This is a genomic window from Janthinobacterium sp. JF4, from assembly GCF_059617925.1.
In genome coordinates this window covers 12,920-36,048 of the sequence record NZ_JCAQAV010000009.1, presented here as the reverse complement: position 1 = coordinate 36,048, position 23,129 = coordinate 12,920, and the positions used below count along the sequence as shown (strand labels likewise).

Here is a 23,129-nt window from a genome sequence, read left to right as displayed (position 1 = left end):
CAAGGGGTGGAGACAACGATGGCATGCGACGTGCTGGTGGTGGGCGGCGGCGTCAATGGCGCCGGCATCGCGCGCGACGCGGCCGGGCGGGGCTTGTCCGTGGCGCTGTGCGAAAAGGACGACCTGGCCGCGCACACGTCGTCGGCCTCGACCAAGCTGATACATGGCGGCCTGCGCTACCTCGAATACTATGAATTCGGCCTCGTGCGCAAGGCGCTGATCGAGCGCGAAGTGCTGCTGCGCTCGGCGCCGCACATCATGTGGCCGCTGCGCTTCGTCATGCCGCACGCCAAGGGCCAGCGCCCGGCCTGGCTGATACGCGCCGGCCTGTTCCTCTACGACATGCTGGCGAAGCGGGAAATCCTGCCCGCCTCCAGCGGCATCGACTTGACGCGCCACGCGGCCGGCGCACCGTTAAAACCCGAGTTCAAGCGGGGCTTCGTGTATTCCGATGGCTGGGTCGACGATGCGCGCCTGGTGGTGCTGAACGCCATCGACGCGGCGGACAAGGGTGCGCGGGTGCTGACGCAGACGCGCTGCACGCTGCTGGCGCGCGAGGGCGAGGGGGCGGACGCTTGCTGGCTGGCGACCTTGCAGCATGCCAGCGGCAGGCAGACGATGGTGCGCGCGCGCAGCGTCGTCAATGCGGCCGGGCCGTGGACGGCAGAGTTCCTGCAGCAGGCGGCGCCCGGCGGACAGGGACGGCATTTGCGCCTGATCAAGGGCAGCCATATCGTCGTCAAGCGATTGTTCGAGCATGATCATGCGTACATCTTCCAGCATCCGGACGGGCGCATCGTGTTTGCCATTCCGTATGAGCACGATTTCACCCTGATCGGCACCACCGACCTCGACTATCACGGCGACACTGGCAAGGTGGAAATCGATGACGAGGAAATTCGTTACTTGTGCGAACTTTCCAGTTACTATTTCAGCAAGCCCATTGTGCCGGCCGACGTGGTGTGGACGTATGCGGGCGTGCGCCCGCTGGTGGAGGATGCGGCGGCCGACGCCAAGGCCGTCACGCGCGATTACCGCTTCGAGCTGGACGAGGAAGGGGCGCCGCTGCTCAGTGTTTTCGGCGGCAAGATCACCACCTTCCGCAAGCTGGCCGAGGAAGCCGTGGATATGTTGGCGCCCTTGCTGGGCAATACGCGGCCGGCCTGGACGGCCAACGCCTGCCTGCCCGGCGGCGACGTGTTCGGCAGCACGCCGCAGAACCGCTCCGTGCGCGAGTTCGGCCAGTTCGTGCAAGGCTTGCAGCGCGAGTATGCGTGGCTGCCGGCGGCGCTGGTGGCGCGCTATGCGCGCGCCTACGGCACGCGCATCCACGTGCTGCTCGATGGGCGGGCGGACGTGGCGGCCATGGGCGAGGAAATCGCCGCCGGCCTGTACGCGGCGGAAGTCGATTATGTGCGGCGCCATGAATGGGCCGTCAGCGCTGCCGACATCCTGTGGCGGCGCTCCAAGCTGGGTCTGCACCTGCCGCGCGAGACGGCGGGCAGGCTCGACGCCTGGCTGGTGCAGCACCCTTTGCCGTAAGCAGCACACGTAAGCGACCGCGCCCCGCAGAGGGTGCGGCGAAGAATAAGAAAACATCACTGGAGGAGAAGCGCGTGCAACTGGTACTGGACAAGATCAGCAGGAAGCAGGGGGCTGACGATTTTTTATATACGATGTCGCTGGCGTTGGTGCCGGGCGCCATCAACGTCTTGCTGGGCACCACGCGTGCCGGCAAGACGACCCTGATGCGCGTGATGGCGGGCCTGGACAAGCCCAGCGGGGGCACCGTGACGGCCGATGGCGTCGACGTGACGGGCGTGCCCGTCAGCCGGCGCAACCTGGCCATGGTGTATCAGCAATTCATCAACTATCCGGCCTTCACCGTCTACGACAATATCGCCTCGCCCTTGCGCTTGCGCAAGGTGCCCGAGGAGCAGATCCGCGCGAAAGTGCTGGCGCTGGCCGAGCGCCTGCACATCACGCCCTATTTGCAGCGCACGCCCGGGGAACTGTCGGGCGGCCAGCAGCAGCGCACGGCGCTGGGGCGCGCGCTGATCAAGGATGCATCGTTGCTGCTGCTCGACGAGCCCTTGGTGAACCTCGACTATAAGCTGCGCGAGGAATTGCGCCGCGAACTGACGGAACTGTTTTCCAGCGGCAGCACGACGGTCGTGTATGCGACGACGGAACCGCTGGAAGCGCTGCAGCTCGGCGGCCACGTGGCCGTGCTGCACGAGGGACGCCTGCTGCAGCAGGGACCGACCCTGGACGTCTTCAACGCCCCCAATTCCATCGATGTGGCGCGCACCTTCAGCGATCCGCCCATCAACCTGATCCCCGCGCGCGTGGATGCGAATGGCGTGGCGCAGGCGGCGGACGGCCTGTCGATCCACTTGAGCGGCGCGCAGCGCGCCCGCCTGGGCGACAGCACGGAGGTGATCCTCGGCGTGCGCGCGCACAGCCTGCATCTGTCGCCCCAGTCCGAGGGCGACGTGGCCATCGCGGTGCAGGTGGACCTGGCGGAAATCAGCGGCTCGGAAACCTATGTGCATGCGCGCCGTGGCGACCTGGCCCTGGTGGCGCAGCTGGGCGGCGTGCACAACCTGGAGATCGGCAGCGCCTGCACCGTGTATTGCCAGCCGCATGCCTTGCTCATCTTCGCGCAAGACGGCGGGCTGTTGTTTGCTCCTGGGCAAACTATGACAGGGGGAGCTTGACATGGCGCGCATCGAACTGCTCGACCTGGCCCACGCCTACAAGCCGAACCCGACGGCACCGGCCGATTATGCGCTGCGGCCCATGAGCATGGAATGGCATGACGGCGGCGCGTATGCCTTGCTGGGGCCGTCCGGCTGCGGCAAGACGACCTTGCTCAACATCATCTCCGGCCTGGTGAAACCGTCGCATGGCAAGGTGCTGTTCGACGGCAAGGACGTGACGCAGCTGCCGACCGAGGCGAGGAATATCGCGCAAGTGTTCCAGTTTCCCGTCATCTACGACACCATGACCGTGCACGACAACCTGGCGTTTCCGCTGCGCAATCGCGGCTGGAAAGAGAGCGAGGTGAAAAAGCGCGTGCAGCAGGTGGCGCAGATGCTGGAATTGACGGGCGACCTGAAATTGCGCGCCAGCGGCTTGTCCGTGGACGCCAAGCAAAAGATTTCACTGGGACGCGGCCTCGTGCGTCCGGACGTGGCGGCCGTGCTGTTCGACGAACCGCTGACGGTGATCGATCCGCATTTGAAATGGCTGTTGCGCAGGAAACTCAAGGAAATCCACCACGAACTGAAGTTGTCGTTGATCTACGTTACGCACGACCAGGTGGAAGCGCTGACCTTTGCCGACCAGGTGGTCGTCATGACGCAGGGCGAAGTGGTGCAGACGGGCAGCGCGCAAGCGCTGTTCGAGGAACCCGAGCACACCTTTGTCGGCTATTTCATCGGCAACCCGGGCATGAACTTGCTCGATTGCACCTTGGATGACGGCGGCGTGCGCGTGGCGGGGCAGGTGCTGGCCGTGTCCGCCGCCGCCCGCGCGGCGCTCTCTGGCGCGCAAGGGAAGATCACGCTGGGCGTGCGGCCGGAATTCGTCGAATGCGTGCAGGGGGGCGAGGGTGGCGACGGTAGCGACCATTGCCTGGACGCGACGGTCACGGCCGTGCGCAACATGGGCACGCATTACCTGGTGGAATTCCAGCTGGGCGGCGCGACGGTGGCGGCCAAGCTGCGCGCCATCGAAGCCGTGCCCGGAGACGCTGTGCGGATGCGCTTTCCGCCGCAACGCACCCTTTTCTATGTCAACGATAAGCGGGTGGCCTGATGATACATAACGGTAAAACCGATAACAACCGCCGCGCCTGGCTACTGATCTTGCCCGTGCTGCTGTGTGTGGCCTTTTCCGCCATCCTGCCTCTGATGACGGTGGTGAACTATTCCGTGCAGGATATTCTGAGCCCCACGCAAAAGGTCTTCGTGGGCACGGAATGGTTCCGCATGGTCATGCTCGACGGCGACTTGCACAGCGCCTTGCTGCGCCAGCTGCTGTTTTCCGGCTCCGTGCTGGCGATCCAGATTCCGCTGGGCATCCTGATCGCCCTGTGCATGCCGGCCGATGGCTGGAAGGCTTCGCTGGCGCTGGTGCTGATCGCGCTGCCCCTCTTGATTCCCTGGAACGTGGTGGGCACCATCTGGCAAATCTTTGGCCGCGGCGACATCGGCCTGATGGGCTACACCCTGAACCAGCTGGGCTTTGATTACAATTACAACGGCAATTCGCTCGACGCGTGGCTGACGGTGATGGTGATGGATATCTGGCACTGGACGCCCCTGGTCGTGCTGCTGTGCTATGCGGGCTTGCGCGCCATTCCCGACGCGTATTACCAGGCGGCGCGCATCGACGGCGCTTCGCGCCTGGCCGTGTTCCGCTACATCCAGCTGCCGAAACTGCGCAATGTGCTGATGATCGCCGTGTTGCTGCGCTTCATGGACAGTTTCATGATCTACACGGAACCGTTCGTGCTGACGGGTGGCGGACCAGGCAATGCGACCACGTTCCTGTCGCAATACCTGACGCAGAAGGCCGTGGGCCAGTTCGACCTGGGGCCGGCATCCGCCTTCTCCCTGATCTATTTCCTCATCATCCTGCTGTTCTGCTTCGTGCTGTACACGTGGATGCAGCGCGTCGGCACGGGAGACCAGAAATGATGCACAAGAAAATGAGCAGCGCCATCCTGATCGTATTCCTGCTGGGCTCCTTGCTGCCCATCTACTGGATGCTCAACATGTCGCTCAAGACCAACGAGGAAATCGTCGGCGTGCTGAGCCTGTGGCCCGAGCAACTGACGTTCGCCAACTACCACACGATCTTCACGGACCCGTCCTGGTATAGCGGTTACCTCAATTCCATGATCTACGTGGCCTTGAACATGGTCATGTCGGTCACCGTCGCCTTGCCGGCCGCGTATGCGTTTTCCCGCTATAACTTCGTGGGCGACAAGCATCTGTTCTTCTGGCTGCTGACCAACCGCATGACGCCGCCGGCCGTCTTCCTGGTGCCGTTCTTCCAGCTGTATTCGACGGTGGGCCTGATGGATACCCACCTGGCCGTGGCGCTGGCGCACATGGTCTTCAACGTGCCGCTGGCCGTGTGGATACTGGAAGGTTTCATGTCCGGCGTGCCGAAGGAAATCGACGAGACGGCGTATATCGACGGCTACAGCTTCCCCCGCTTCTTCATCCGCATCTTCTTGCCGATGATTAAGTCCGGCGTGGGCGTGACGGCCTTCTTCTGCTTCATGTTCAGCTGGGTGGAACTGTTATTGGCGCGCACCTTGACGTCCGTCAATGCCAAGCCGATCGCCGCCACCATGACGCGCACCGTGTCGGCGGCGGGCATGGACTGGGGCGTGCTGGCGGCGGCGGGCGTGCTGACCATCGTGCCCGGCGCGCTGGTGATCTGGTTCGTGCGGCATTACATTGCCAAGGGTTTCGCGATGGGGAGGGTGTGACATGGACAATACCGATAGCACAACCAGCCTGTTTGGCTGGATGGCCTGGACGCCGGAAGTGGCGATCTTCTTCATTTGCATCGGCTTGATGCTCGCTGGCATGACGGTGTGGCAAATCCGTTCGCCCAGCATCGAGCGCAAGGGTTTCCTGCCCATGCCGACGACGCGCGGCGACCGTTTGTTCATCGGACTGCTCACGGCAGCCTACGTGAATCTGGCGTGGGCGGGGTTTACGGAAATGCAGCAGGCGATAGGTGCGGCCATCAGTTTTGTCTTGTTAGTAGTGGTAATGCGTTGGGGGTGAGGGCACCAGACATAAGCAACTGCGCGGCGCGCTTTGCGGCCGGCGATGCTCACCGTACTAGAGTACGGTTGCGCTTCCCGGCCACAAATCACTGCCGCTCGCTACGCTTCTGTCAGGCGCTTCAAGTTAGTTGGGTGTGTTAAGTCGTAGATGAAAACAGCGGCCCGCCTCCGGCAGGCCGGATGACAACTATAAAGGAGATTCACGATGAAATTGAAGTTCACGGTCTTCGCGGCTGCGGCCATGCTCGTGTCGAATGCGGCCCTGGCGGACGCCAAGCAGGCGCAAACCTGGATCGACAAGGAATTCCAGCCATCCAGCCTGAGCAAACAGCAACAGCTTGCTGAAATGAAATGGTTCATCGATGCGGCGGCCAAGCTGAAAGCCAAGGGCATCAAGGAAATTTCCGTGGTCTCGGAAACCATCGATACCCACGTCTACGAATCGAAGACCCTGGCCAAGGCTTTCGAGGAAATCACGGGCATCAAGGTGCGCCACGACATCATCCAGGAAGGCGACGTGGTGGAAAAGCTGCAAACGTCGATGCAGTCCGGCAAGAGCATCTATGACGGCTGGATTTCCGATTCCGACCTGATCGGCACGCACTACCGCTATGGCGCCGTGGAACCGCTGTCCGACTACATGGCGGCCAAGGGCAAGGAATTCACGAACCCGGGCCTGGACTTGAAGGATTTCATCGGCATCAGTTTTACCACGGCGCCGGACGGCAAGGTGTACCAGTTGCCCGACCAGCAGTTTGCCAACCTGTACTGGTTCCGTGCCGACTGGTTCGCGCGCAAGGATTTGCAAGCCAAGTTCAAGGCCAAGTATGGCTATGAGCTGGGCGTGCCGCAGAATTGGTCCGCGTACGAAGATATCGCCGACTTTTTCACCAATGACGTGAAGGAACTGGACGGCAAGAAAGTCTACGGTCACATGGATTACGGCAAGAAAGATCCGTCCCTGGGCTGGCGCTTCACGGATGCGTGGCTGTCGATGGCTGGCGCAGCCGATAAGGGCATTCCAAACGGCATGCCGGTCGACGAGTGGGGCATCAAGGTGGCGGCCGACAAGTGCACGCCCGTGGGCGCATCGATGTCGCGCGGCGGCGCCACCAATTCACCGGCGGCAGTCTTCGCGTTGACGAAATACATCGACTGGATGAAGAAATATGCGCCGCCGCAGGCGAACGGCATGAATTTCTCGGAATCGGGGCCCGTGCCGGCGCAGGGTGAAATCGCCCAGCAAATCTTCTGGTACACGGCATTTACGGCCGGCATGACGAAACCGGGCTTGCCAGTGGTCAACAAGGACGGCACGCCGAAATGGCGCATGGCACCGTCGCCGCACGGCCCGTACTGGAAAGAGGGCATGCAGAATGGCTACCAGGACGTCGGTTCCTGGTTCCTGTTCAAGTCCACGCCGGACGACCGCAAGGCCGCCGCCTGGCTGTACGCGCAATTCGTCACGTCGAAAACCGTGTCGCTGAAGAAGTCGATCGTTGGCCTGACCTTCATCCGCGATTCCGACATCCGCCACGATTACTTCACGAAACACGCGAACGAGTACGGCGGCTTGATCGAGTTCTACCGCAGCCCCGCCCGCGTGGCGTGGACGCCGACGGGCAACAACGTGCCCGACTATCCGAAGCTGGCGCAGCTGTGGTGGAAAAACGTGGCCACGGCCATCACGGCGGAAAAAACGCCGCAAGCGGCCATGGATAACCTGGCCGAGGAAATGGACCAGGTCATGGCGCGGCTGCAGCGGGCCGGCATGAAGGCGTGCGCGCCGAAGCTCAATCCGAAGGGCGACCCGAACCAGTATCTGTCGGATCAGCACGCCCCATGGAAAAAGCTGGCGAATGAAAAGCCGAAGGGTGAAACGATTGCCTACGATAAATTATTGCAGGCTTGGAAAGAAGGCAAGGTCAGGTAGTCGTGTAAACTTCTGCCGCCGTTGTTCCGGGGCACGGGCGTTTGCCTGTGCCCCTTTCACTGTAAAGACGTAGTAGCGACCATGACCAAATACATACTTGCTTTAGACCAGGGCACCACCAGTTCGCGCGCCATCCTGTTCGACCATGCGGGCCGGCCGCACGCCAGCGCGCAGCGCGAATTTCGCCAGATTTTCCCCCAGCCGGGCTGGGTCGAGCATGACGCGAACGACATCTGGGCGTCGCAAGAGGGCGTGCTGCAGCAGGTGCTGCGCGACAGCGGCGTGGCCGCATCCGACGTGGCCGCCATCGGCGTGACCAACCAGCGCGAAACGACGGTGCTGTGGGACCGCGCCACGGGCGAACCCGTCGCCAACGCCATCGTCTGGCAAGACCGCCGCAATGCGGCTTACTGCGAGCAACTGGTCGAGCAGGGCAAGGCGGACGTGATCCAGCGCAAGACGGGTCTCGTGCTGGACGCCTATTTTTCCGCGACTAAATTGAAATGGCTGCTCGACAACGTACCCGGCGCCCGCGCGCGCGCCGAACGGGGTGAACTGGCCTTCGGCACCGTCGACAGCTGGCTGATCTACAAGATGAGTGGCGCCCACTTGACGGACACGAGCAACGCGGCGCGCACCATGCTGTTCAATATCCACACCCTGCAATGGGACACGGACCTGCTGGCGCTGCTGGACATTCCCGCCTCCCTGCTGCCCGACGTCGTGCCCTCGAGCGGCGTGGCGGCGCACACTTATCCAGACTTGCTGGGCGTGTCCGTGCCCATCGCCGGCATCGCGGGCGACCAGCAGGCCGCCACGTTCGGCCAGGCCTGTTTGAAGCCGGGCATGGCGAAGAATACCTACGGCACGGGTTGCTTCATGCTGATGAACGTGGGCAAGCGCCCCTTGCCCTCGAAAAACCGGCTGTTGACGACGGTGGGCTGGAGCCTGGGCAAGGGAACGGACAAGACCGATTATCTGCTCGAAGGCAGCGCCTTTATCGCCGGCGCGGCCGTGCAATGGATGCGCGACGGCATCGGCATCATCCGCGACTCGTCTGAAGTGGAAGCGCTGGCCACCAGCGTGCCCGATTCGGGCGGCCTGGTCTTCGTGCCCGCGTTCGCCGGCCTCGGCGCGCCGTACTGGGATCCGTATGCACGCGGCACCCTGATCGGCATCACGCGCGGCACGGGCAAGGCGCACATCGCGCGCGCGGCGCTCGAAGGCGTTGCGTACCAGAACGTCGACGTCTTGTCCGCCATGCAGGACGACGCGGGCATCGCGCTCTCCGAATTGCGCGTCGACGGCGGCGCGGCCCGCAACGACATGCTGATGCAGTTCCAGGCCGACATCTTGAACGTGCCCGTGGTGCGTCCCGTGGTGACGGAAACGACGGCCCTGGGCGCCGCCTATCTTGCCGGCCTGGCCGTGGGTTTCTGGGAATCGCAGGAAGAAATCGCCGCCCAATGGCAGGTGGGACGCCGTTTCGAACCTGCCATGGCGGCCGACGAGCGCTTGAGCCGGCTGCACAAATGGCAGCGGGCCGTGGAACGGTCGCGCGACTGGAGCGAGTGAGTTCTTAATGGCGTGCCACGGCTTTTAGCAGGCCCGGCAGTAACAGGGCCGTGCTTGCGGCGCACAGGGCGCTGGCGGCATAGGAAAGGCTCGTCGTGATCGATTGCGTTGCAAATGCCAGCGCGAAACTGACATACAGCACTGCGCCGCACAGCGCGCCCGCGCAGGCCGACAGCCAGTGGCCATGCGTCACGTCCACACGCCGCGCCAGTGCGCCAAAGGCGGCGATGCACAGCCCCAGCATCAGCACGCCAAACAGATACAGGCTTGCAGCGGCGCCAATCGGCTCCGCATCGGCGGCGGCCATCGACGGCACTGCGCATACGGCCACCAGGCCAAAACTGGCGGCAAAGGCAAGTATCTTCATGTTCAGGATTTCACGTAATACACAAGGTAGCCCACGGTTTCCCTGGGCACGGAATACAGGTCGCGCAGCTCGAAATAGCGAGCATGCACGTTGCCGCTGACGGCGATGCCGCTGCGCTCCAGCGCCAGCCGGAAGCGGGGCACGTGGAAATATTGTGTGGCGACCATGGCCGTGCGCCAGCCGTGCCGGCGCATGAGAAGCGCCGCGTTGCGCGCCGTGGCGTCCGTGGTCCAGCCTTGATTATCCTCAAGGATGGCGCCGGCCGGCACCCCGCGCGATTGCAGGTAGCGGGCCATAGCCGCGGCCTCGTCAAAACCTTCCTTGCCCGTGGCCCCGCTGACGAGGATGCGCGGCGCCCTGTGTTCCTGGAACTGCTTGAGCGCCACGTCGAGCCGCGCCCGCAGGCGCGGGCTGGGCGTGCCGTCGGGCAGGATCGTGTTGCCCGGCACGACGATCACGTCGGCGGGCGCCAGCTTGTCGTTGAGTCCGGCCAGCACGAGGGCGGCGGTGGCCAGCAGGAACATGCCAACAGCGCTTGAACCGAGCACAGTTATTTTTCGCATAGCGCATCATCAAGTTAGGAATGGACGCATGATACGCGTCCATTCCCGCCGGCGTCAGTGCGCCTGCGCCTTGCGCGCACGCTGATTCGACAGATAAATATTGTCCTTCTCCAGCGGCTTGCCTTCACGTACGGCATCGAGCCAGTCCTGCGTGCTGGCCACGGCGGCGAAATTCGAGTGGAACACGGTGCAAAAGACGCGGTGGATTTCCTCGGCGCTGGCCGTGCCGCCCGCATTCGCGTAGGGCAGGGTGCCGCTGGCGTCCTGCAGGAATTCGACTTGCAAGCCGTCGTGCGCGGCGTGGTAGATGGTGGCGGCGTCGCAGTTGTGCGTCATGTAGCCGGTCACCGTCAGGGTATCGATGCCATGGCCCTCCAGCCAGGCGCGCAAGTCCGTGCCCGCAAAGGCGCTGCTCATGCTCTTGTTGATGCGATGGTCGGCGGGGAAGGCGGCCACTTGCGGATGCAGCTGCCAGCCGTCGCTGCCCCTGGCGAAGATGGGCGAGGCTTCCGGCGCATCGTGCTGGACGACGATGACGGGCACGCCGGCGGCGCGGGCGCCAGCCATGGCGGCGACGATGTTCGGCAGCGAGATGTCGACGGATGGATATTCGATGGGCAGGTCGCCCGTGAAGTATTCATTTTGCACGTCGATGACGAGCAGGGCGCGGCGCGGGGCGGTAGTGTTGGACATGCGTGACTCCTGAATGGTTGAAAGAGGAAGGACTTCCCCGATGCGGTCATTGTCTGCCCGCATGCTGTCAATAAAAAGTGGCCCGAAGGCCTGTATGCGATAAAATCGGGCCATGTCTATCTTTCCAGCTTCTTCCTCCCCCTTGAGCGTGGCCGTGATCGCCTTTGACGGCATGACGCCATTCCACTTGTCCGTGCCTTGCCTCGTGTTTGGCGCCCAGACGGACGAGGCCGATCTGCCGCCTTTTCACGTGCGCGTGTGCGCGGCCGACCCCGTGCCCTTGCACACGGCGGCCGGCTTCGGCATCACGCCCGAGTTCGGCCTGGAAGGACTGGAGGGCGCCGATATCGTCATCATGCCGGCCTGGCACGACGATTGCCGCGACGCGGAGGCGCCCCTGGTCGCGGCGCTGCAGGCGGCCAGCCGGCGCGGCGCGCGCATGGTGGGCCTGTGCCTGGGCGCGTTTCCCCTGGCGCAGGCGGGCTTGTTGGACGGCAAAAGTGCGGCCACGCACTGGGGCATGGCCGACCGGCTGGCGGCCCGTTATCCCAAGGTCAGGGTGGACCGGGAAGTGCTGTACGTGGATGATGGCGAAGTGCTCACGTCGGCCGGCGTGGCGGCCGGCCTCGATTGCTGCCTGTACCTGCTGCGCCAGCTGGCGGGCGCCGAGGTGGCCAACCGGGTGGCGCGCCGCTTGCTGGTGGCACCGCACCGCCAGGGCGGGCAGGCGCAATTCATCGAGCGTCCGCTGCCCGTGTCCGGCAGCGAAGGGCGCTTTGCCGACGTGCTCGCTAGCGTGACGGCCAGCCTGGGCCAGGCGCACAGCATCGACGCGCTGGCGGAACGGGCCGCCATGAGCCGGCGCAATTTCACGCGCCATTTCCGCCAGGCCATGGGCACGTCGTTCAAGCAGTGGCTGCTGAACCAGCGCCTGGCGCATGCGCAAGGCTTGCTGGAGAAAAGCGCGGCGTCGATCGACGTCGTGGCGCAGGAGGCCGGCTTCGGCACGGCCCTGTCCTTGCGCCAGCATTTTCGTGCCAGCCTGCAGACGTCGCCCTCGGCGTATCGCAAGCTGTTCCGGCAGCAATCAGGCCAGCTCGCTTGACCATAGCCTTGCCGGGTCCCGGCTGCCCTGGGGCAGCATTGCGCTGACGGCGATTTGCCGCCCAATGAAAGCGGTGGCATCGAAGGCGTAGCGTTCCTGGAAGGACACCGTTTCCGCGCTCATCAGTTCCGCATACGTTTGCATCAGGGTCGAGGCGGAAACATGGTTACCCTGGGCCAAGTAGGTTTCAATAGCCGCCAGCAGCACGGGGTAATCCCCGTTTTCCTTGCTGCCGCCAAAGTTGAACGACAACTGGCCGCAGGCGCGCCAGATGGGGTCAAGCTCCCCCTCCGGCACCGCCTGCGTGCGCAGCCATTGCAAGGCCTTGAATGGCGGGCCGCCAAATGATGGTGGCGAAATGAGCGCCTGGATGGCCACCTTGACGGCTGCATCGGTTCTTCCCGCGCGCACATACTGGCCATGCAGCAGCACCAGGGCATCCGTATATTCGGGAACGACGGCCAGCGCCGCTTCCAGCAGCGCGATGGCCGCGTCCGGGTTGCGTTGCGCGATCTGTTCCTTGGCCTCCAGGAAGGCTGCGCGCGGCGAGGCGGGGTCGTCGGCCAGCGATGGCGTGGCGACGTACTCGTCCTCCGCAGCCGCATGGGCTTGCAAAAACGCCGTCAGGCAGGAAAAGTGCGGCTGGATGCGCCATTCGTCGTGCCAGGTCTCGACGACGATCGGTTCGTCCGCTTCGCGTCCGATGGGCCAGTACAGGCCGAAGGTGTCGCCATTGCCCAGCGCGCCTTCGGAAAACGGGGTGAAGGCTAGCGGTGGATACGCCGTCGTGTGTTGCCAGTCTTGCTCCGCCGAGATGTGGGCGAGGTGTGCGGGTAGTTGCATGGAGGCACCGGAGGAAAAAGCGCCAGTGTAGAACAAGAGGGCGCGACGGGCGCGTCCCCCTGCCTACTTGCGCGGCTCGTGTATCCGGAATTTCTTGACGATACCCGCCTGGTCGAACATGACGGCCACTTCGCGCGTGCCTTTTTCGCCCAGCAGGGGAATCAGCCGCGTCACCTTGGGCGCTTGCAGCTGGTTCTTGTAGACCCAGACTTCATAGCCGGGATCGAAGCTGACGACGGTGGCGTTGCCCAGGGCCGCGTCGAGGTCGAGGCGGGTGGTCTTGCCGACCTGGATGTTCTGATAGATGGCGCCATTGTCCGGCGCCCGGTTGACCTTGTATTCACTGGCGGTGCACATGGCCACGGCCAGGCCCGCGAGGCAGGAAGCTGCCAGTTTTATCAATGTGTTCATATGGACTCCCAGTGTGCATCACTGCTTCCAATCTCAGAGGGGACGGGCGTGATGTCAGGACGGGAGTGTGCTTGTATGGCCAGGAATGTGCTACAAGATTATACAAAGGCGCATAAAACGATGCCGCCGGTACCGACTGGCGGTACTTTTAGCGGCTCTGTTTTACCGGCTCTGTAATACGTCGGTCGAGAGCGCCAGAGTTTCCTTGATTTCTTCCATCACCACATAGCTTTTCGATTGCGCGGCGCCGGGCAGCTGCAGCAGCATGTCGCCCAGCAGCTTGCGGTACTCGGCCATTTCATGGATGCGCGCCTTGATCAGGTAATCGAAGTCGCCCGACACCAGGTGGCATTCCTGCACCTCGGGAATTTGCAGCACTTCGCGGCGGAATTGCTCGAAGGCGGACGCGGATTTTTGATTGAGCGTAATCTCTACAAAAACGAGCAGCTTGGCCCCCAGCGCGGCCGGGTTCACCTTGGCATGGTAGCCCGTGATGACGCCGTCGCGTTCCATGCGCTTGACCCGCTCGATGCAGGGCGTGATGGACAGGCCCACCTGTTCACCGAGGTCTTTCATCGAGATGCGGCCATCCTGTTGCAGGATGCGCAGGATGTGGCGATCCAGCTTGTCGAGGCCACGTGCCGATTCTTTAAGGATTCTCATGATTTATTGCTGAATATCTCGATTTATACGTGAACAAATACTGGCTCTTTCCCAATATGATAGCGGTTAATCTGGCGTCAGCCTAAAAAATATAATGAGGAAACTATGCGTATCGTGATTCTGGGTAGCGGCGTCATCGGCGTCACCAGTGCTTACTATCTGGCCAAGGCAGGACATGAGGTGACCGTCATCGACCGCCAGCCGGGCCCGGCACTGGAAACCAGCTTCGCGAATGCGGGGCAAATCTCGCCCGGCTACGCTTCGCCATGGGCCGCGCCCGGCATTCCCCTGAAAGCCGTGAAGTGGATGATGCAGCGCCACGCGCCGCTGGCCATCTCGCTCGACGGCAGCGCCGCCCAGCTCAAATGGATGTGGCAGATGTTGCGTAATTGCACACCGGAAGCGTATGCCGTGAACAAGGAACGCATGGTGCGCCTGGCCGAGTACAGCCGCGACTGCTTCAAGGTGCTGCGCGCCGAGGCGGGCATCACGTATGAAGGCCGCCAGCAAGGCACGATGCAATTGTTCCGTACCGAAAAGCAATACAACGACGCCGCCAAGGATATCGAAGTATTGAAGGATGCGGGCGTGCCGTATGAAGTGCTGCAGCGCAACGAGCTGTCGCGCGCCGAACCGGCCCTCGAAGCGGTCAAGGACAAGCTGTTCGGCGGCTTGCGCCTGCCCAACGATGAAACGGGCGATTGCCAGCTATTTACCACCCGCCTGTCCGAGATGGCCGTGGCGCTGGGCGTGAAGTTCCGCTATGGCGTGTCCATCGATGCATTGCTGACGCAGGGCGATGAAATCGCTGGCGTGCAATGTGGCGCGGAAATCGTCAAGGCCGATTCCTACGTGGTGGCCCTCGGTTCCTACTCGACGGGTTTCATGAAGCCGTTGCTCGACATCCCCGTGTATCCGCTGAAGGGCTATTCGATCACCGTGCCTATCGTCAACGCGGCCAAGGCGCCCGTGTCGACCATCCTCGATGAAACGTACAAGATCGCCGTGACGCGTTTCGACGACCGCATCCGCGTGGGCGGCATGGCGGAAATCGCCGGCTACAACCTGAACCTGAACCCGCGCCGCCGCGAAACCCTGGAAATGGTCGTCAACGACCTGTTCCCTGGCGGCGGCAACACGGCCGAGGCCACGTTCTGGACGGGCTTGCGCCCGATGACGCCGGACGGCACGCCGATCGTCGGCCGCACGCCGCTGCGCAACCTGTTCCTCAACACGGGCCACGGCACCTTGGGCTGGACCATGTCCTGCGGTTCGGCGCAATTGCTGGCCGACCTGATGTCGTCGAAACAGCCGGCGATTCTGGCCGACGACCTGTCCGTGAGCCGCTACAGCGGCACGCAGGGCCATGGCAAACTGCAACACGCGGCGGCCTGAGATGGCGGGTAGCATGCCTCCAAAGGAACGTAGCGGCGCCATCCTGACGGTGGACCTCGACGCCGTGCGCGCCAACTACCGCTTGCTGCGCGACAAGGCGCACCCGGCCGCCTGTTCGGCCGTCGTCAAATCCGATGCGTATGGCCTGGGTGCCGCGCAAGTGGGCGCGGCCCTGTATGAAGAAGGGTGCCGCCATTTCTTTGTGGCGCATCTGGAAGAGGGCATTAGCCTGCGCCCGCACGTGGCGCCGGACGCGGCCATCTTCGTGCTGCACGGCCCGCCCGTCGAGACGGAAGGCGAATTCACGGCCCACGGCTTGATACCCGTACTCAACAGCGAGCCGCAGGTGGCGGGCTGGCGCGCGCATGCCAAGGCATTGGGGAAAACCCTGGACGCCATCGTGCAGGTCGACACGGGCATGTCGCGCATGGGCTTGTCGCCGAGTGAAATCGACGCCTGGCTGCTGGATCCGCACTTTCTCGACGGCATCAAGGTGCGCTACCTGATGAGCCACCTGGCTTGCGCCGACGAGCGCAGCAACTCCATGAATGGCGAGCAGCTGGCCCGTTTCATCGCCATCCGCGCCCGTTTGCCGCAGTACCGCGCCAGCCTGGCCAATTCCTCGGGCATTTTCCTGTCGCCCGATTTTCACTTTGACCTGGTGCGTCCCGGCGCGGCCCTGTACGGCATCGCCCCGCAGGGCGGCGAGCCCAATCCTTTGCAATCGGTGGTGCGCCTGCAAGGCAAGGTGCTGCAGACGCGCACGATTGCCGCCGGCGACCACGTGGGCTACAGCCGCCGCTACACGGCCAGCGCGCCGCGCCAGGTGGCGACGGTGTCCGTCGGCTACGCCGATGGCTGGCTGCGCAGCATGAGCAACCAGGGCCTGGCTATCGTCGACGGCGTGAAAGTGCCGCAGATCGGCGCCATCTCGATGGATTCCATCACCCTGGACGTGAGCGCCATCGCCGAAGAGCGCGTCGCGCCGGGCAGCCTCGTCGACCTGATTTGCGCCGACCACCCGGTCGACGCCGTGGCGGCCATGGCCAACACCATCGGCTATGAGGTGCTGACGAACCTGGGCGGACGCTATTACCGCGAATACCGGGGCCTGGCACGTTAGCGCACCTGCCAAAACGCCCATGGCGTTGTTGCCTTGCCTTGCCGTACATTTGTACTGTCTTCGGCAAGGCGCCTAGCCCTGAGCATTTTTTCAGGCGCGCTGGTTTCGCACGCTAAGCAGCGCGAAACCGATGATTGTGTGGCAAGATAGCCCTGGTGTGAGCTTCACTCCGGGGCTTTCTTTTAACCGTTATCGGGGACTTTCATGAGCCAATATCAAGTCGCAATCATCGTCGGCAGCCTGCGCAAGGATTCCTTCAACCGCAAGCTGGCCGATGCGCTCGTCAAGCTGGCGCCGCCCGGGTTTTCCTTCAAGCACATCGACATCGGCGACTTGCCGTTGTACAACCAGGACGACGATGGCGCGCAGTCCGAGCAAGTGCTGCGCCTCAAATCCGACATTTCTGCATCGCAAGCCTTGCTCTTCCTCACTCCCGAATACAACCGCTCGATCCCCGGCGTGCTGAAAAACGCCCTCGACCACGGTTCGCGCCCGTATGGACAGAGCGTGTGGGGCGGCAAGCCGGGCGCCGTGCTCGGCGTTTCCGTCGGCGCCACCGGCACGGCGCTGGCGCAGCAGCATTTGCGCAATGTGCTGGCCTACCTGGACGTGCCGCTGCTGAACCAGCCCGAGATGTTTATCCAGGCCAAGGACGGCCTGTTTGACGAGCATGGCGGCATCGGTCCGGCCAGCCTCGGTTTCTTCCAGGGCTGGATGCAGCGCTACGCGGACTGGGTACGCAAGCACGCCGTGCATGCCTGAATGGCCTAGGCTTGTCGGGCGGGGACAAAGGGGGCAATAAACCGTTGTCCATGGTACTTTGTTGCTGTATGGACATGTATAATGGGCTTTTTTTCAGGCGCAATCCTACGCTGCCCCGTCTCTTCCATGCCGCTTCAACCTGTGGCGCAACCGCTGTTGCGCATCAATCTGCGCCGTCTGATCGTGCTGGTGGCGTTTGCCAGCGCCGTCATCTCCCTGGCCAACACGTTCTTTGCCACCTATCGCGTGCAGCGCCAGTTGCTGATCGATACGACGCTGGAGAGCAATCACGCGTATGCGTTAAAGCTGGCCAACAGCACGGAAGACTTCCTGCAGGCGGCACGCCAGCAACTGGCGTATAGCGCCAGCCTGTTGCCGCGCCATTTTGCCGACCCGGCCGCCCTGAAGGCCGAGGCCGAACGCTTGCGCGGGCAGACCAATAGCTTCAATTCCGTGCTGGTCGTCGACGCGCAGGGCAAGGTGCTGGGCGTGTCGCCCGAGACGCTGGCCCTGCAGAACAGCCAGCTTGCCTCGGAAGGGGCGCGCCAGGCGCTGCGCGAACGCCGTCCGCTGATCACCAAGCCGTATATGTCGTCGGCAGGTAACCTGGTGGTCTTCATTTCCCATCCGGTGGTCGATCACGGTGGACGTTATCTGGGTTATGTGGGCGGCTCGATTTACCTGAAACAGAAAAATATCCTGTTCAGTTTGCTTGGCCAGCATTATTACCGCGACGGCTCCTACCTGTATGTGGTGGATCAGAGCCGGCGCCTGCTGTATCACCCTGACCCGGCGCGCCTGGGTGAAGTGGCAGGCAGCAATACCGTGATCGACGCCATCGCGCGCCAGGAAAGCGGCAGCGGGCGCACCATCAACAGCCAGGGCACGGACATGCTGGCCGGCTATGCCGTGCTGCCCTCGACGGGCTGGGGCATCGTGGCCCAGCGGCCCACGGCCGCCACCCTGGCGCCGCTGAACCAGCTGATGCGCAACACCCTGTGGAATTCGCTGCCCATCGCCTTGCTCAGCCTGCCGTTCATCTGGTGGCTGGCGCGTCTCATTTCACGGCCGCTGGTGCAACTGGCTGAAGGCGCCAGCCGCATGGATGCACCCGGCATGGCCGAGCGCATCGGCGGCATCCGCGCCTGGTATCTGGAGGCTTCGCAGATCAAGCGTGCCTTGCTGGTAGGCATGGCCTTGTTGCAGCAAAAGATAGGCAAGCTGAAATTCGACGTGCAGACGGACCCGCTGACGGGCCTGTCGAACCGGCGCGGCATGGCGGCGGCGCTGGATGCCTGGCAGGCCCAGGCACGGCCGTTTTCCGTCATCGCCATCGATATCGACCATTTCAAGCAAGTCAACGACCGCTGGGGCCATGCCGTGGGCGATGAAGTCATCCTGCGCCTGGCGCAGCTGATGCGCGCCTGCTCGCGCGATGCCGACGTGCTGTGCCGCAATGGCGGCGATGAATTCATCATGCTGCTGCCCGATGCCGACCTGGACGTGGCCATGCAGGTGGCCGAGCGCTTGCGCGCCAAGGTGGCCGCCGCCGTGATTGCCGGCGCCGGTCCCGTCACGGTGTCGCTGGGCGTCGTGTCGTCGGAGCAGGAGGCGGGCAAGGTGGGCGGTGCGGACGCCGTGCTGCTGGCGGCCGACGCGGCCCTGTATGTGGCCAAGGAAAATGGACGCAACCGCGTGGGCCTCGCCGAGCCCGCCTGAGGCGTTTTTGCGCCGGATCAGATTGATCTTGTCATTCGGAAAACGTCAAACTGATCCTATGTTTTCTGCCGTTTCTGAGTCTGTTATGTTTTACCCGGAAAGCCTAGAGTGGAGGCCTGGGTAAAACACAGACGCATGGCGTCGGGAAGGCTGTACATGTCAGGACTTACTGCACTGGAACTGGCGCGCGTCCAGTTCGGCTTCACCATCTCGTTCCACATCATTTTTCCTGCCATCACGATCGGCCTGGCCAGTTACCTGACGGTGCTGGAGGCGGCGTGGCTGCGCACGCAGGACGCTGTGTACCGCGACCTGTACCACTTCTGGTCGAAGATTTTCGCCGTCAACTTCGGCATGGGCGTCGTTTCCGGCCTCGTCATGGCGTACCAGTTCGGCACCAACTGGAGTTTCTTTTCCGATTACGCGGGCAGCATCACGGGGCCGCTGCTGGCCTATGAAGTGCTGACGGCCTTCTTCCTGGAAGCGGGTTTTCTCGGCGTGATGCTGTTCGGCTGGCACCGCGTGGGGCCCGGCCTGCACATGTTCGCCACGGCCATGGTGGCGCTGGGCACCCTGATCTCGGCCACCTGGATCATCGCCTCGAACAGCTGGATGCAGACGCCGCAGGGCCATGAAATCATCGACGGGCGGGTCGTGCCCGTGGACTGGCTGGCCGTCATCTTCAATCCCTCGTTCCCGTACCGGCTGCTGCACATGAGCGTGGCCGCCTTCCTCGCCACGGCCTTGCTGGTGGTGGCGTCGGCCGCCTGGCATTTGCTGCGCGGCAATGACAATGCGGCCATCCGCAAGATGATGACGATGGGCTTGTCCATGCTGCTGGTCGTCGCGCCCATGCAGGCCGTCATCGGCGACGTGCATGGCTTGAATACCCTCGAGCACCAGCCGGCGAAGATCGCCGCCATGGAAGGCCACTGGGAAAACACGGGCAGCGAGGGCACGCCGCTGATCCTGTTCGGCTGGCCCGACATGGCGCGCGAGGAAACCCTGTACAAGGTGGAAATCCCCCGTCTGGGCGGCCTGATCCTCGCGCACGACTGGAATGGCACGATACCCGCCCTGAAGGAATTTGCGCCGCGCGACCGGCCCAATTCCCCCGTCGTCTTCTGGTCGTTCCGCATCATGGCGGGGCTGGGCATGCTGATGATCGCGCTGGGCATCTGGAGCGCATGGCTGCGCTGGCGCGGCACCCTGTGGCGTTCGCGCCTGTTCCTGCGCTGCGCCCTGTGGATGGGGCCGAGCGGACTGGTGGCCATGCTGGCCGGCTGGTATACGACGGAGATCGGTCGCCAGCCGTGGACCGTGTACGGCCTGCTGCGCACGGAGGATGCCGTCTCGGCCCACGGCGCCACGCAGCTGGGCATCACCTTGCTGTTGTTCGTCGTCATCTATTTTGCCGTGTTCGGCACGGGCATCGGCTATTTGCTGCGCCTGATCCGGGTGGGGCCGCAGCCGCATGAAGGGGAGAGCGTCGAGCATGGCGGCCCCGGCCAGGAACGCACGCCCGCGCGGCCAATGTCGGCCGCGCATCTGGAAGCGCAAGGAGGACATTCGCATGGGCATTGATCTGCCACTACTGTGGGCCATTATTATCCTGTTCAGCATCATGATGTACGTGGTGATGGACGGCTTCGACCTGGGCATCGGCATCCTGTACCCGTTTTTCCAGGACAAGCGCGAGCGCGACGTGATGATGAATACGGTGGCGCCCGTCTGGGATGGCAATGAAACCTGGCTGGTGCTCGGTGGCGCAGGCCTGCTGGCGGCCTTTCCGCTCGCCTATTCCGTCGTGCTCAGCGCCTGCTATCTGCCGCTCAGTTTCATGCTGATGGGCCTGATCTTCCGCGGCGTGGCCTTCGAATTCCGCTTCAAGGCGCGCGAACATGAGCGCCATGTATGGGACAAGGCCTTCATCGCCGGCTCGGTGGCGGCCGCCTTCTTCCAGGGCGTCACCCTGGGCGCCTACATCCAGGGCATGCCGGTCGTCAATCGCAGCTATGCGGGCGGCGCGCTGGACTGGCTCACGCCATTTTCCCTGTTCACGGGCGCGGGGCTGGTGGCGGCGTATGCCTTGCTGGGCAGCACCTGGCTGATCATGAAGACGCAGGGCGGCCTGCAGGCGCGCGCCGTGCGCCTCACGCGCGTGCTCGTGTGGCTGCTGCTGGGCGTGATCGCCGTCATCAGCGTCTGGACGCCGCTGGTCGATCCGGCCATCGCCGCGCGCTGGTTTGTGCTGCCGCAACTGTTCTGCTTCCTGCCCGTGCCGCTGCTGGTGCTGGGCGCGGGCTGGCTGCTGCAGCGGTCCCTGCGGCAGGGGCGGCAGGCGGCGCCGTTCCTGTGGACGCTGGCGCTCGTCTTCCTCGGCTACACGGGCCTGGGCATCAGCGTGTGGCCCAACATCATCCCGCCGTCGGTATCGATCTGGGAGGCGTCGTCGCCGCCGCAAAGCCAGGGCTTTACCCTGGTGGGCGCGCTGTTCATCCTCCCCATCATCCTGATGTATACGGTGTGGTCATATTATGTGTTTCGTGGCAAAGTCTTGCCGGAAGACGGGTATCACTGATGCAAGGACAAGGACAACAGACATGGTGGAAACGACTGGCGTGGATGGCCGGCCTCTGGCTGGCCAGCGTGGCGACGCTGGGCTTGGCGGCCTGGGCGATGCGCCTGCTGATGCGGGCGGCGGGGATGGGCAGTTGATGGCGCAGGTGTCTGGCGTGCGCTGCGAGGTCAATGGCCGGCGCCATCCGCTGGCCTTCCTCGGCTGCCGCGAACTCAACTATGGCCAGCACAGCGTGCTGCCGCTGCACCCGTTTCGCCTGAGCGTGCCGGAGGCGGCGCTGGCGGGACTGCTCGACGCGCCCTTCAACAGTTTCGTGCAGGATTGCCGCGAAGACGACCTGCAATACGAGGAAAGCGACTTGCCCGCGCTCAGGGACGCCGGCTATCCCGACATCACCGGCATGCTGGCGGGCCACCGGCCGCTGCTGGCCGAAATGATTGACGACTTCATGATCGGCGACCTGATGTGGGCCATCGGGCGCGCCAGCGGCTACTGCCGGCCCCGCGACCGTTACTGGGGCGACGTGGAGGCGTCCGATGGCCGCGCGTATTTCACCGTCAATAAAGTGGAGAAAATCTATTTTGCCGATGGCCAGGTCATATTGGAGGGGCAGGGCTACTACGGCGTGTACGTGATCTGGCTGACGCACGGCAATGGGCGCAAATAGGGACTTGACCTTCCTCGCGTGGGAAGGTTTATAGTCATGCCATGAACCGTGCCTTTTTCCGCTTTCTCGCCCGCTCGCTGCTCTGGCTGCTGGCCGTCACGCTGCCCTTGCAGGGCGTTGCGTCGGCCATGCGCAGCTGCTGCGTGGACGAGTTGGCGGTCGCCGTCACGGTCGCCGTCGAGGCAATGCAGGCGCCCCAGTGCCATGATATGGCCGACATGCAGATGGCGGACCAGCCGATGACCATGGCCATGGACGATGGCGGCGCCACGCACCACGGCCACGATTGCAGTAACCATGGCGCCTGCACCGTGGGCGCCACGGCGCCACCCGGCATGCCGGCCTTGCACGCCCTGACCCTGCGCGCGCCGCCCCCGGCGCTGGCGCCAGAATCCCTGTTCGCCGGGCATATCCCGCCTGGTCCCGAACGCCCCCCGAGAAGCACGCGCTCCGCCTGACCGCCCGTGAACCCGGCGGTGCGGCCGCTGCACGTCCATCTCGGCCGTGCTTGCCGCCCCCGCGTTCCAGTCGCGCGCCCGCCGCGCCATACCCTGTCCTTCAAGGAAATGCCATGAAATACCTGTTCAGCTTTGCGCTGGCCGCGCTGCCGCTGGCCGCCGTCGCTCAGTCCCAGCCCGCCCCGCAAGAGGCGCAAGCGCCCGTGCCGGTCACCACCTACCGCTCCGCCTTCGTGGACTACCGTCCCGCCGCCGAGGAAGACGCCACGCCCGACCAGGCCTGGCGCGCCGTCAATGAGAAAGTCGGCAAGGCCGGCGGCCACATGGGCATGATGAAGATGGACGGCCACAAGATGGAGGGCCACAAGATGGAAGGGCACAAGATGCCAATGGATAAGCCCAGTCCCAAGCCGGTGGATAAGTCCACCCCGCAACACCAGCATGAAGGACACTGAC

At 63.8% G+C, this 23,129-nt stretch carries 25 protein-coding genes; 19 read left to right on the top strand and 6 right to left on the bottom strand.

Going from position 1 to position 23,129, the window contains the following annotated elements; translation table 11 throughout:
• Nucleotides 1-18 precede the first annotated feature (18 nt).
• The 8 genes from glpD to glpK all read left to right on the top strand — a co-directional run bounded on the left by glpD (nt 19) and on the right by glpK (nt 9,323).
• On the top strand, nt 19-1,542 hold the full coding sequence (gene glpD / locus AC54AF_RS10360; RefSeq protein WP_496636476.1) for a glycerol-3-phosphate dehydrogenase: 1,524 nt from the start codon (nt 19-21) through the stop codon (nt 1,540-1,542).
• Nucleotides 1,543-1,616: 74 nt separating this feature from the next.
• Nucleotides 1,617-2,720, top strand: coding sequence for an ABC transporter ATP-binding protein (locus AC54AF_RS10355; RefSeq protein ID WP_496636475.1), 1,104 nt, complete (start codon nt 1,617-1,619; stop codon nt 2,718-2,720).
• A gap of 1 nt (nt 2,721) precedes the next feature.
• Entirely contained in the window at nt 2,722-3,822 is a 1,101-nt protein-coding gene (locus AC54AF_RS10350) for an ABC transporter ATP-binding protein (RefSeq protein ID WP_496636474.1), read from the top strand.
• On the top strand, nt 3,822-4,706 hold the full coding sequence (locus AC54AF_RS10345) for a carbohydrate ABC transporter permease (protein WP_034754965.1): 885 nt from the start codon (nt 3,822-3,824) through the stop codon (nt 4,704-4,706). The genes AC54AF_RS10350 and AC54AF_RS10345 overlap by 1 nt, the downstream gene beginning before the upstream one ends.
• Complete coding sequence (locus AC54AF_RS10340; RefSeq protein WP_496636473.1) at nt 4,703-5,509, top strand: carbohydrate ABC transporter permease; 807 nt, start codon at nt 4,703-4,705, stop codon at nt 5,507-5,509. Before AC54AF_RS10345 ends, AC54AF_RS10340 begins: the two co-directional genes overlap by 4 nt.
• A gap of 28 nt (nt 5,510-5,537) precedes the next feature.
• Nucleotides 5,538-5,813: a DUF2160 domain-containing protein gene (locus tag AC54AF_RS10335; RefSeq protein ID WP_496636534.1), complete on the top strand. Its 276-nt coding sequence runs from the start codon at nt 5,538-5,540 to the stop codon at nt 5,811-5,813.
• Between the two features lie 207 nt (nt 5,814-6,020).
• Entirely contained in the window at nt 6,021-7,748 is a 1,728-nt protein-coding gene (locus AC54AF_RS10330) for an ABC transporter substrate-binding protein (protein ID WP_092794480.1), read from the top strand.
• A gap of 81 nt (nt 7,749-7,829) precedes the next feature.
• Nucleotides 7,830-9,323, top strand: a complete 1,494-nt coding sequence (gene glpK, locus AC54AF_RS10325) for a glycerol kinase GlpK (protein WP_496636472.1) — start codon at nt 7,830-7,832, stop codon at nt 9,321-9,323.
• A gap of 4 nt (nt 9,324-9,327) precedes the next feature.
• Here glpK and AC54AF_RS10320 read toward each other — a convergent pair whose 3' ends face one another.
• Genes AC54AF_RS10320 through AC54AF_RS10310 form a run of 3 tightly spaced genes read right to left on the bottom strand, consistent with a single transcriptional unit; the run spans nt 9,328 to nt 10,946 of the window.
• Nucleotides 9,328-9,690: a hypothetical protein gene (locus AC54AF_RS10320; RefSeq protein ID WP_496636471.1), complete on the bottom strand. Its 363-nt coding sequence runs from the start codon at nt 9,688-9,690 to the stop codon at nt 9,328-9,330.
• Between the two features lie 2 nt (nt 9,691-9,692).
• On the bottom strand, nt 9,693-10,253 hold the full coding sequence (locus AC54AF_RS10315) for a YdcF family protein (RefSeq protein ID WP_496636470.1): 561 nt from the start codon (nt 10,251-10,253) through the stop codon (nt 9,693-9,695).
• Nucleotides 10,254-10,307: 54 nt separating this feature from the next.
• A complete protein-coding gene (locus AC54AF_RS10310; RefSeq protein WP_496636469.1) occupies nt 10,308-10,946 on the bottom strand; it encodes a cysteine hydrolase family protein in 639 nt (212 codons plus the stop codon).
• A 142-nt stretch (nt 10,947-11,088) separates the two neighbouring features.
• Between AC54AF_RS10310 and AC54AF_RS10305 the strand changes: the two genes are divergently transcribed.
• Entirely contained in the window at nt 11,089-12,051 is a 963-nt protein-coding gene (locus AC54AF_RS10305) for a GlxA family transcriptional regulator (RefSeq protein WP_496636533.1), read from the top strand.
• Here AC54AF_RS10305 and AC54AF_RS10300 read toward each other — a convergent pair.
• The 3 genes from AC54AF_RS10300 to AC54AF_RS10290 all read right to left on the bottom strand — a co-directional run bounded on the left by AC54AF_RS10300 (nt 12,034) and on the right by AC54AF_RS10290 (nt 13,968).
• Nucleotides 12,034-12,894, bottom strand: a complete 861-nt coding sequence (locus tag AC54AF_RS10300; protein ID WP_496636468.1) for a tetratricopeptide repeat protein — start codon at nt 12,892-12,894, stop codon at nt 12,034-12,036. The genes AC54AF_RS10305 and AC54AF_RS10300 overlap by 18 nt on opposite strands.
• 63 nt (nt 12,895-12,957) lie before the next feature.
• Nucleotides 12,958-13,305, bottom strand: coding sequence for a hypothetical protein (locus tag AC54AF_RS10295; RefSeq protein WP_496636467.1), 348 nt, complete (start codon nt 13,303-13,305; stop codon nt 12,958-12,960).
• Between the two features lie 162 nt (nt 13,306-13,467).
• Nucleotides 13,468-13,968: an Lrp/AsnC ligand binding domain-containing protein gene (locus tag AC54AF_RS10290; RefSeq protein WP_034754979.1), complete on the bottom strand. Its 501-nt coding sequence runs from the start codon at nt 13,966-13,968 to the stop codon at nt 13,468-13,470.
• Between the two features lie 105 nt (nt 13,969-14,073).
• On the opposite strand from AC54AF_RS10290, the gene AC54AF_RS10285 reads away from it, so the two are divergent.
• The 10 genes from AC54AF_RS10285 (at nt 14,074) to AC54AF_RS10240 (ending at nt 23,128) form a co-directional block, all read left to right on the top strand.
• Nucleotides 14,074-15,363: a D-amino acid dehydrogenase gene (locus tag AC54AF_RS10285; protein WP_496636466.1), complete on the top strand. Its 1,290-nt coding sequence runs from the start codon at nt 14,074-14,076 to the stop codon at nt 15,361-15,363.
• Between the two features lie 13 nt (nt 15,364-15,376).
• A complete protein-coding gene (alr, locus tag AC54AF_RS10280; RefSeq protein WP_496636465.1) occupies nt 15,377-16,486 on the top strand; it encodes an alanine racemase in 1,110 nt (369 codons plus the stop codon).
• A gap of 204 nt (nt 16,487-16,690) precedes the next feature.
• Nucleotides 16,691-17,248 carry an NADPH-dependent FMN reductase gene (locus tag AC54AF_RS10275; protein WP_496636464.1) on the top strand — a complete coding sequence of 186 codons (558 nt, stop codon included), beginning with the start codon at nt 16,691-16,693 and terminating at the stop codon, nt 17,246-17,248.
• A 126-nt stretch (nt 17,249-17,374) separates the two neighbouring features.
• The gene (locus tag AC54AF_RS10270) at nt 17,375-18,967 is read left to right on the top strand and encodes a diguanylate cyclase (protein ID WP_496636463.1); all 1,593 of its coding nucleotides are present in this window, start codon (nt 17,375-17,377) and stop codon (nt 18,965-18,967) included.
• 156 nt (nt 18,968-19,123) lie between these two features.
• Nucleotides 19,124-20,551 (top strand): cytochrome ubiquinol oxidase subunit I, encoded by a 1,428-nt coding sequence (locus AC54AF_RS10265; protein ID WP_496636462.1) that lies wholly within the window; start codon nt 19,124-19,126, stop codon nt 20,549-20,551.
• Nucleotides 20,541-21,548 (top strand): cytochrome d ubiquinol oxidase subunit II, encoded by a 1,008-nt coding sequence (gene cydB, locus AC54AF_RS10260; protein ID WP_496636461.1) that lies wholly within the window; start codon nt 20,541-20,543, stop codon nt 21,546-21,548. The genes AC54AF_RS10265 and cydB overlap by 11 nt, the downstream gene beginning before the upstream one ends.
• Nucleotides 21,548-21,685: a DUF2474 domain-containing protein gene (locus AC54AF_RS10255; protein WP_099667345.1), complete on the top strand. Its 138-nt coding sequence runs from the start codon at nt 21,548-21,550 to the stop codon at nt 21,683-21,685. Before cydB ends, AC54AF_RS10255 begins: the two co-directional genes overlap by 1 nt.
• Nucleotides 21,685-22,215, top strand: coding sequence for a hypothetical protein (locus tag AC54AF_RS10250; protein ID WP_496636460.1), 531 nt, complete (start codon nt 21,685-21,687; stop codon nt 22,213-22,215). Before AC54AF_RS10255 ends, AC54AF_RS10250 begins: the two co-directional genes overlap by 1 nt.
• A gap of 41 nt (nt 22,216-22,256) precedes the next feature.
• Nucleotides 22,257-22,673, top strand: coding sequence for a hypothetical protein (locus tag AC54AF_RS10245; protein WP_496636459.1), 417 nt, complete (start codon nt 22,257-22,259; stop codon nt 22,671-22,673).
• A 113-nt stretch (nt 22,674-22,786) separates the two neighbouring features.
• Entirely contained in the window at nt 22,787-23,128 is a 342-nt protein-coding gene (locus tag AC54AF_RS10240; RefSeq protein WP_496636458.1) for a hypothetical protein, read from the top strand.
• Nucleotide 23,129 lies beyond the last annotated feature (1 nt).

Coding starts and splice junctions, on each gene's coding strand:
- glpK (WP_496636472.1), top strand. CDS start 7,830: ATGACCAAATACATACTTGCTTTAGACCAGGGCACCACCAGTTCGCGC.
- AC54AF_RS10310 (WP_496636469.1), bottom strand. CDS start 10,946: ATGTCCAACACTACCGCCCCGCGCCGCGCCCTGCTCGTCATCGACGTG.
- AC54AF_RS10330 (WP_092794480.1), top strand. CDS start 6,021: ATGAAATTGAAGTTCACGGTCTTCGCGGCTGCGGCCATGCTCGTGTCG.
- AC54AF_RS10250 (WP_496636460.1), top strand. CDS start 21,685: ATGGCGCAGGTGTCTGGCGTGCGCTGCGAGGTCAATGGCCGGCGCCAT.
- AC54AF_RS10240 (WP_496636458.1), top strand. CDS start 22,787: ATGAAATACCTGTTCAGCTTTGCGCTGGCCGCGCTGCCGCTGGCCGCC.
- AC54AF_RS10345 (WP_034754965.1), top strand. CDS start 3,822: ATGATACATAACGGTAAAACCGATAACAACCGCCGCGCCTGGCTACTG.
- cydB (WP_496636461.1), top strand. CDS start 20,541: ATGGGCATTGATCTGCCACTACTGTGGGCCATTATTATCCTGTTCAGC.
- AC54AF_RS10290 (WP_034754979.1), bottom strand. CDS start 13,968: ATGAGAATCCTTAAAGAATCGGCACGTGGCCTCGACAAGCTGGATCGC.
- AC54AF_RS10265 (WP_496636462.1), top strand. CDS start 19,124: ATGTCAGGACTTACTGCACTGGAACTGGCGCGCGTCCAGTTCGGCTTC.
- AC54AF_RS10285 (WP_496636466.1), top strand. CDS start 14,074: ATGCGTATCGTGATTCTGGGTAGCGGCGTCATCGGCGTCACCAGTGCT.
- glpD (WP_496636476.1), top strand. CDS start 19: ATGGCATGCGACGTGCTGGTGGTGGGCGGCGGCGTCAATGGCGCCGGC.
- AC54AF_RS10300 (WP_496636468.1), bottom strand. CDS start 12,894: ATGCAACTACCCGCACACCTCGCCCACATCTCGGCGGAGCAAGACTGG.
- AC54AF_RS10350 (WP_496636474.1), top strand. CDS start 2,722: ATGGCGCGCATCGAACTGCTCGACCTGGCCCACGCCTACAAGCCGAAC.
- AC54AF_RS10315 (WP_496636470.1), bottom strand. CDS start 10,253: ATGCGAAAAATAACTGTGCTCGGTTCAAGCGCTGTTGGCATGTTCCTG.
- AC54AF_RS10275 (WP_496636464.1), top strand. CDS start 16,691: ATGAGCCAATATCAAGTCGCAATCATCGTCGGCAGCCTGCGCAAGGAT.
- AC54AF_RS10295 (WP_496636467.1), bottom strand. CDS start 13,305: ATGAACACATTGATAAAACTGGCAGCTTCCTGCCTCGCGGGCCTGGCC.
- AC54AF_RS10245 (WP_496636459.1), top strand. CDS start 22,257: ATGAACCGTGCCTTTTTCCGCTTTCTCGCCCGCTCGCTGCTCTGGCTG.
- AC54AF_RS10255 (WP_099667345.1), top strand. CDS start 21,548: ATGCAAGGACAAGGACAACAGACATGGTGGAAACGACTGGCGTGGATG.
- alr (WP_496636465.1), top strand. CDS start 15,377: ATGCCTCCAAAGGAACGTAGCGGCGCCATCCTGACGGTGGACCTCGAC.
- AC54AF_RS10320 (WP_496636471.1), bottom strand. CDS start 9,690: ATGAAGATACTTGCCTTTGCCGCCAGTTTTGGCCTGGTGGCCGTATGC.
- AC54AF_RS10340 (WP_496636473.1), top strand. CDS start 4,703: ATGATGCACAAGAAAATGAGCAGCGCCATCCTGATCGTATTCCTGCTG.
- AC54AF_RS10270 (WP_496636463.1), top strand. CDS start 17,375: ATGCCGCTTCAACCTGTGGCGCAACCGCTGTTGCGCATCAATCTGCGC.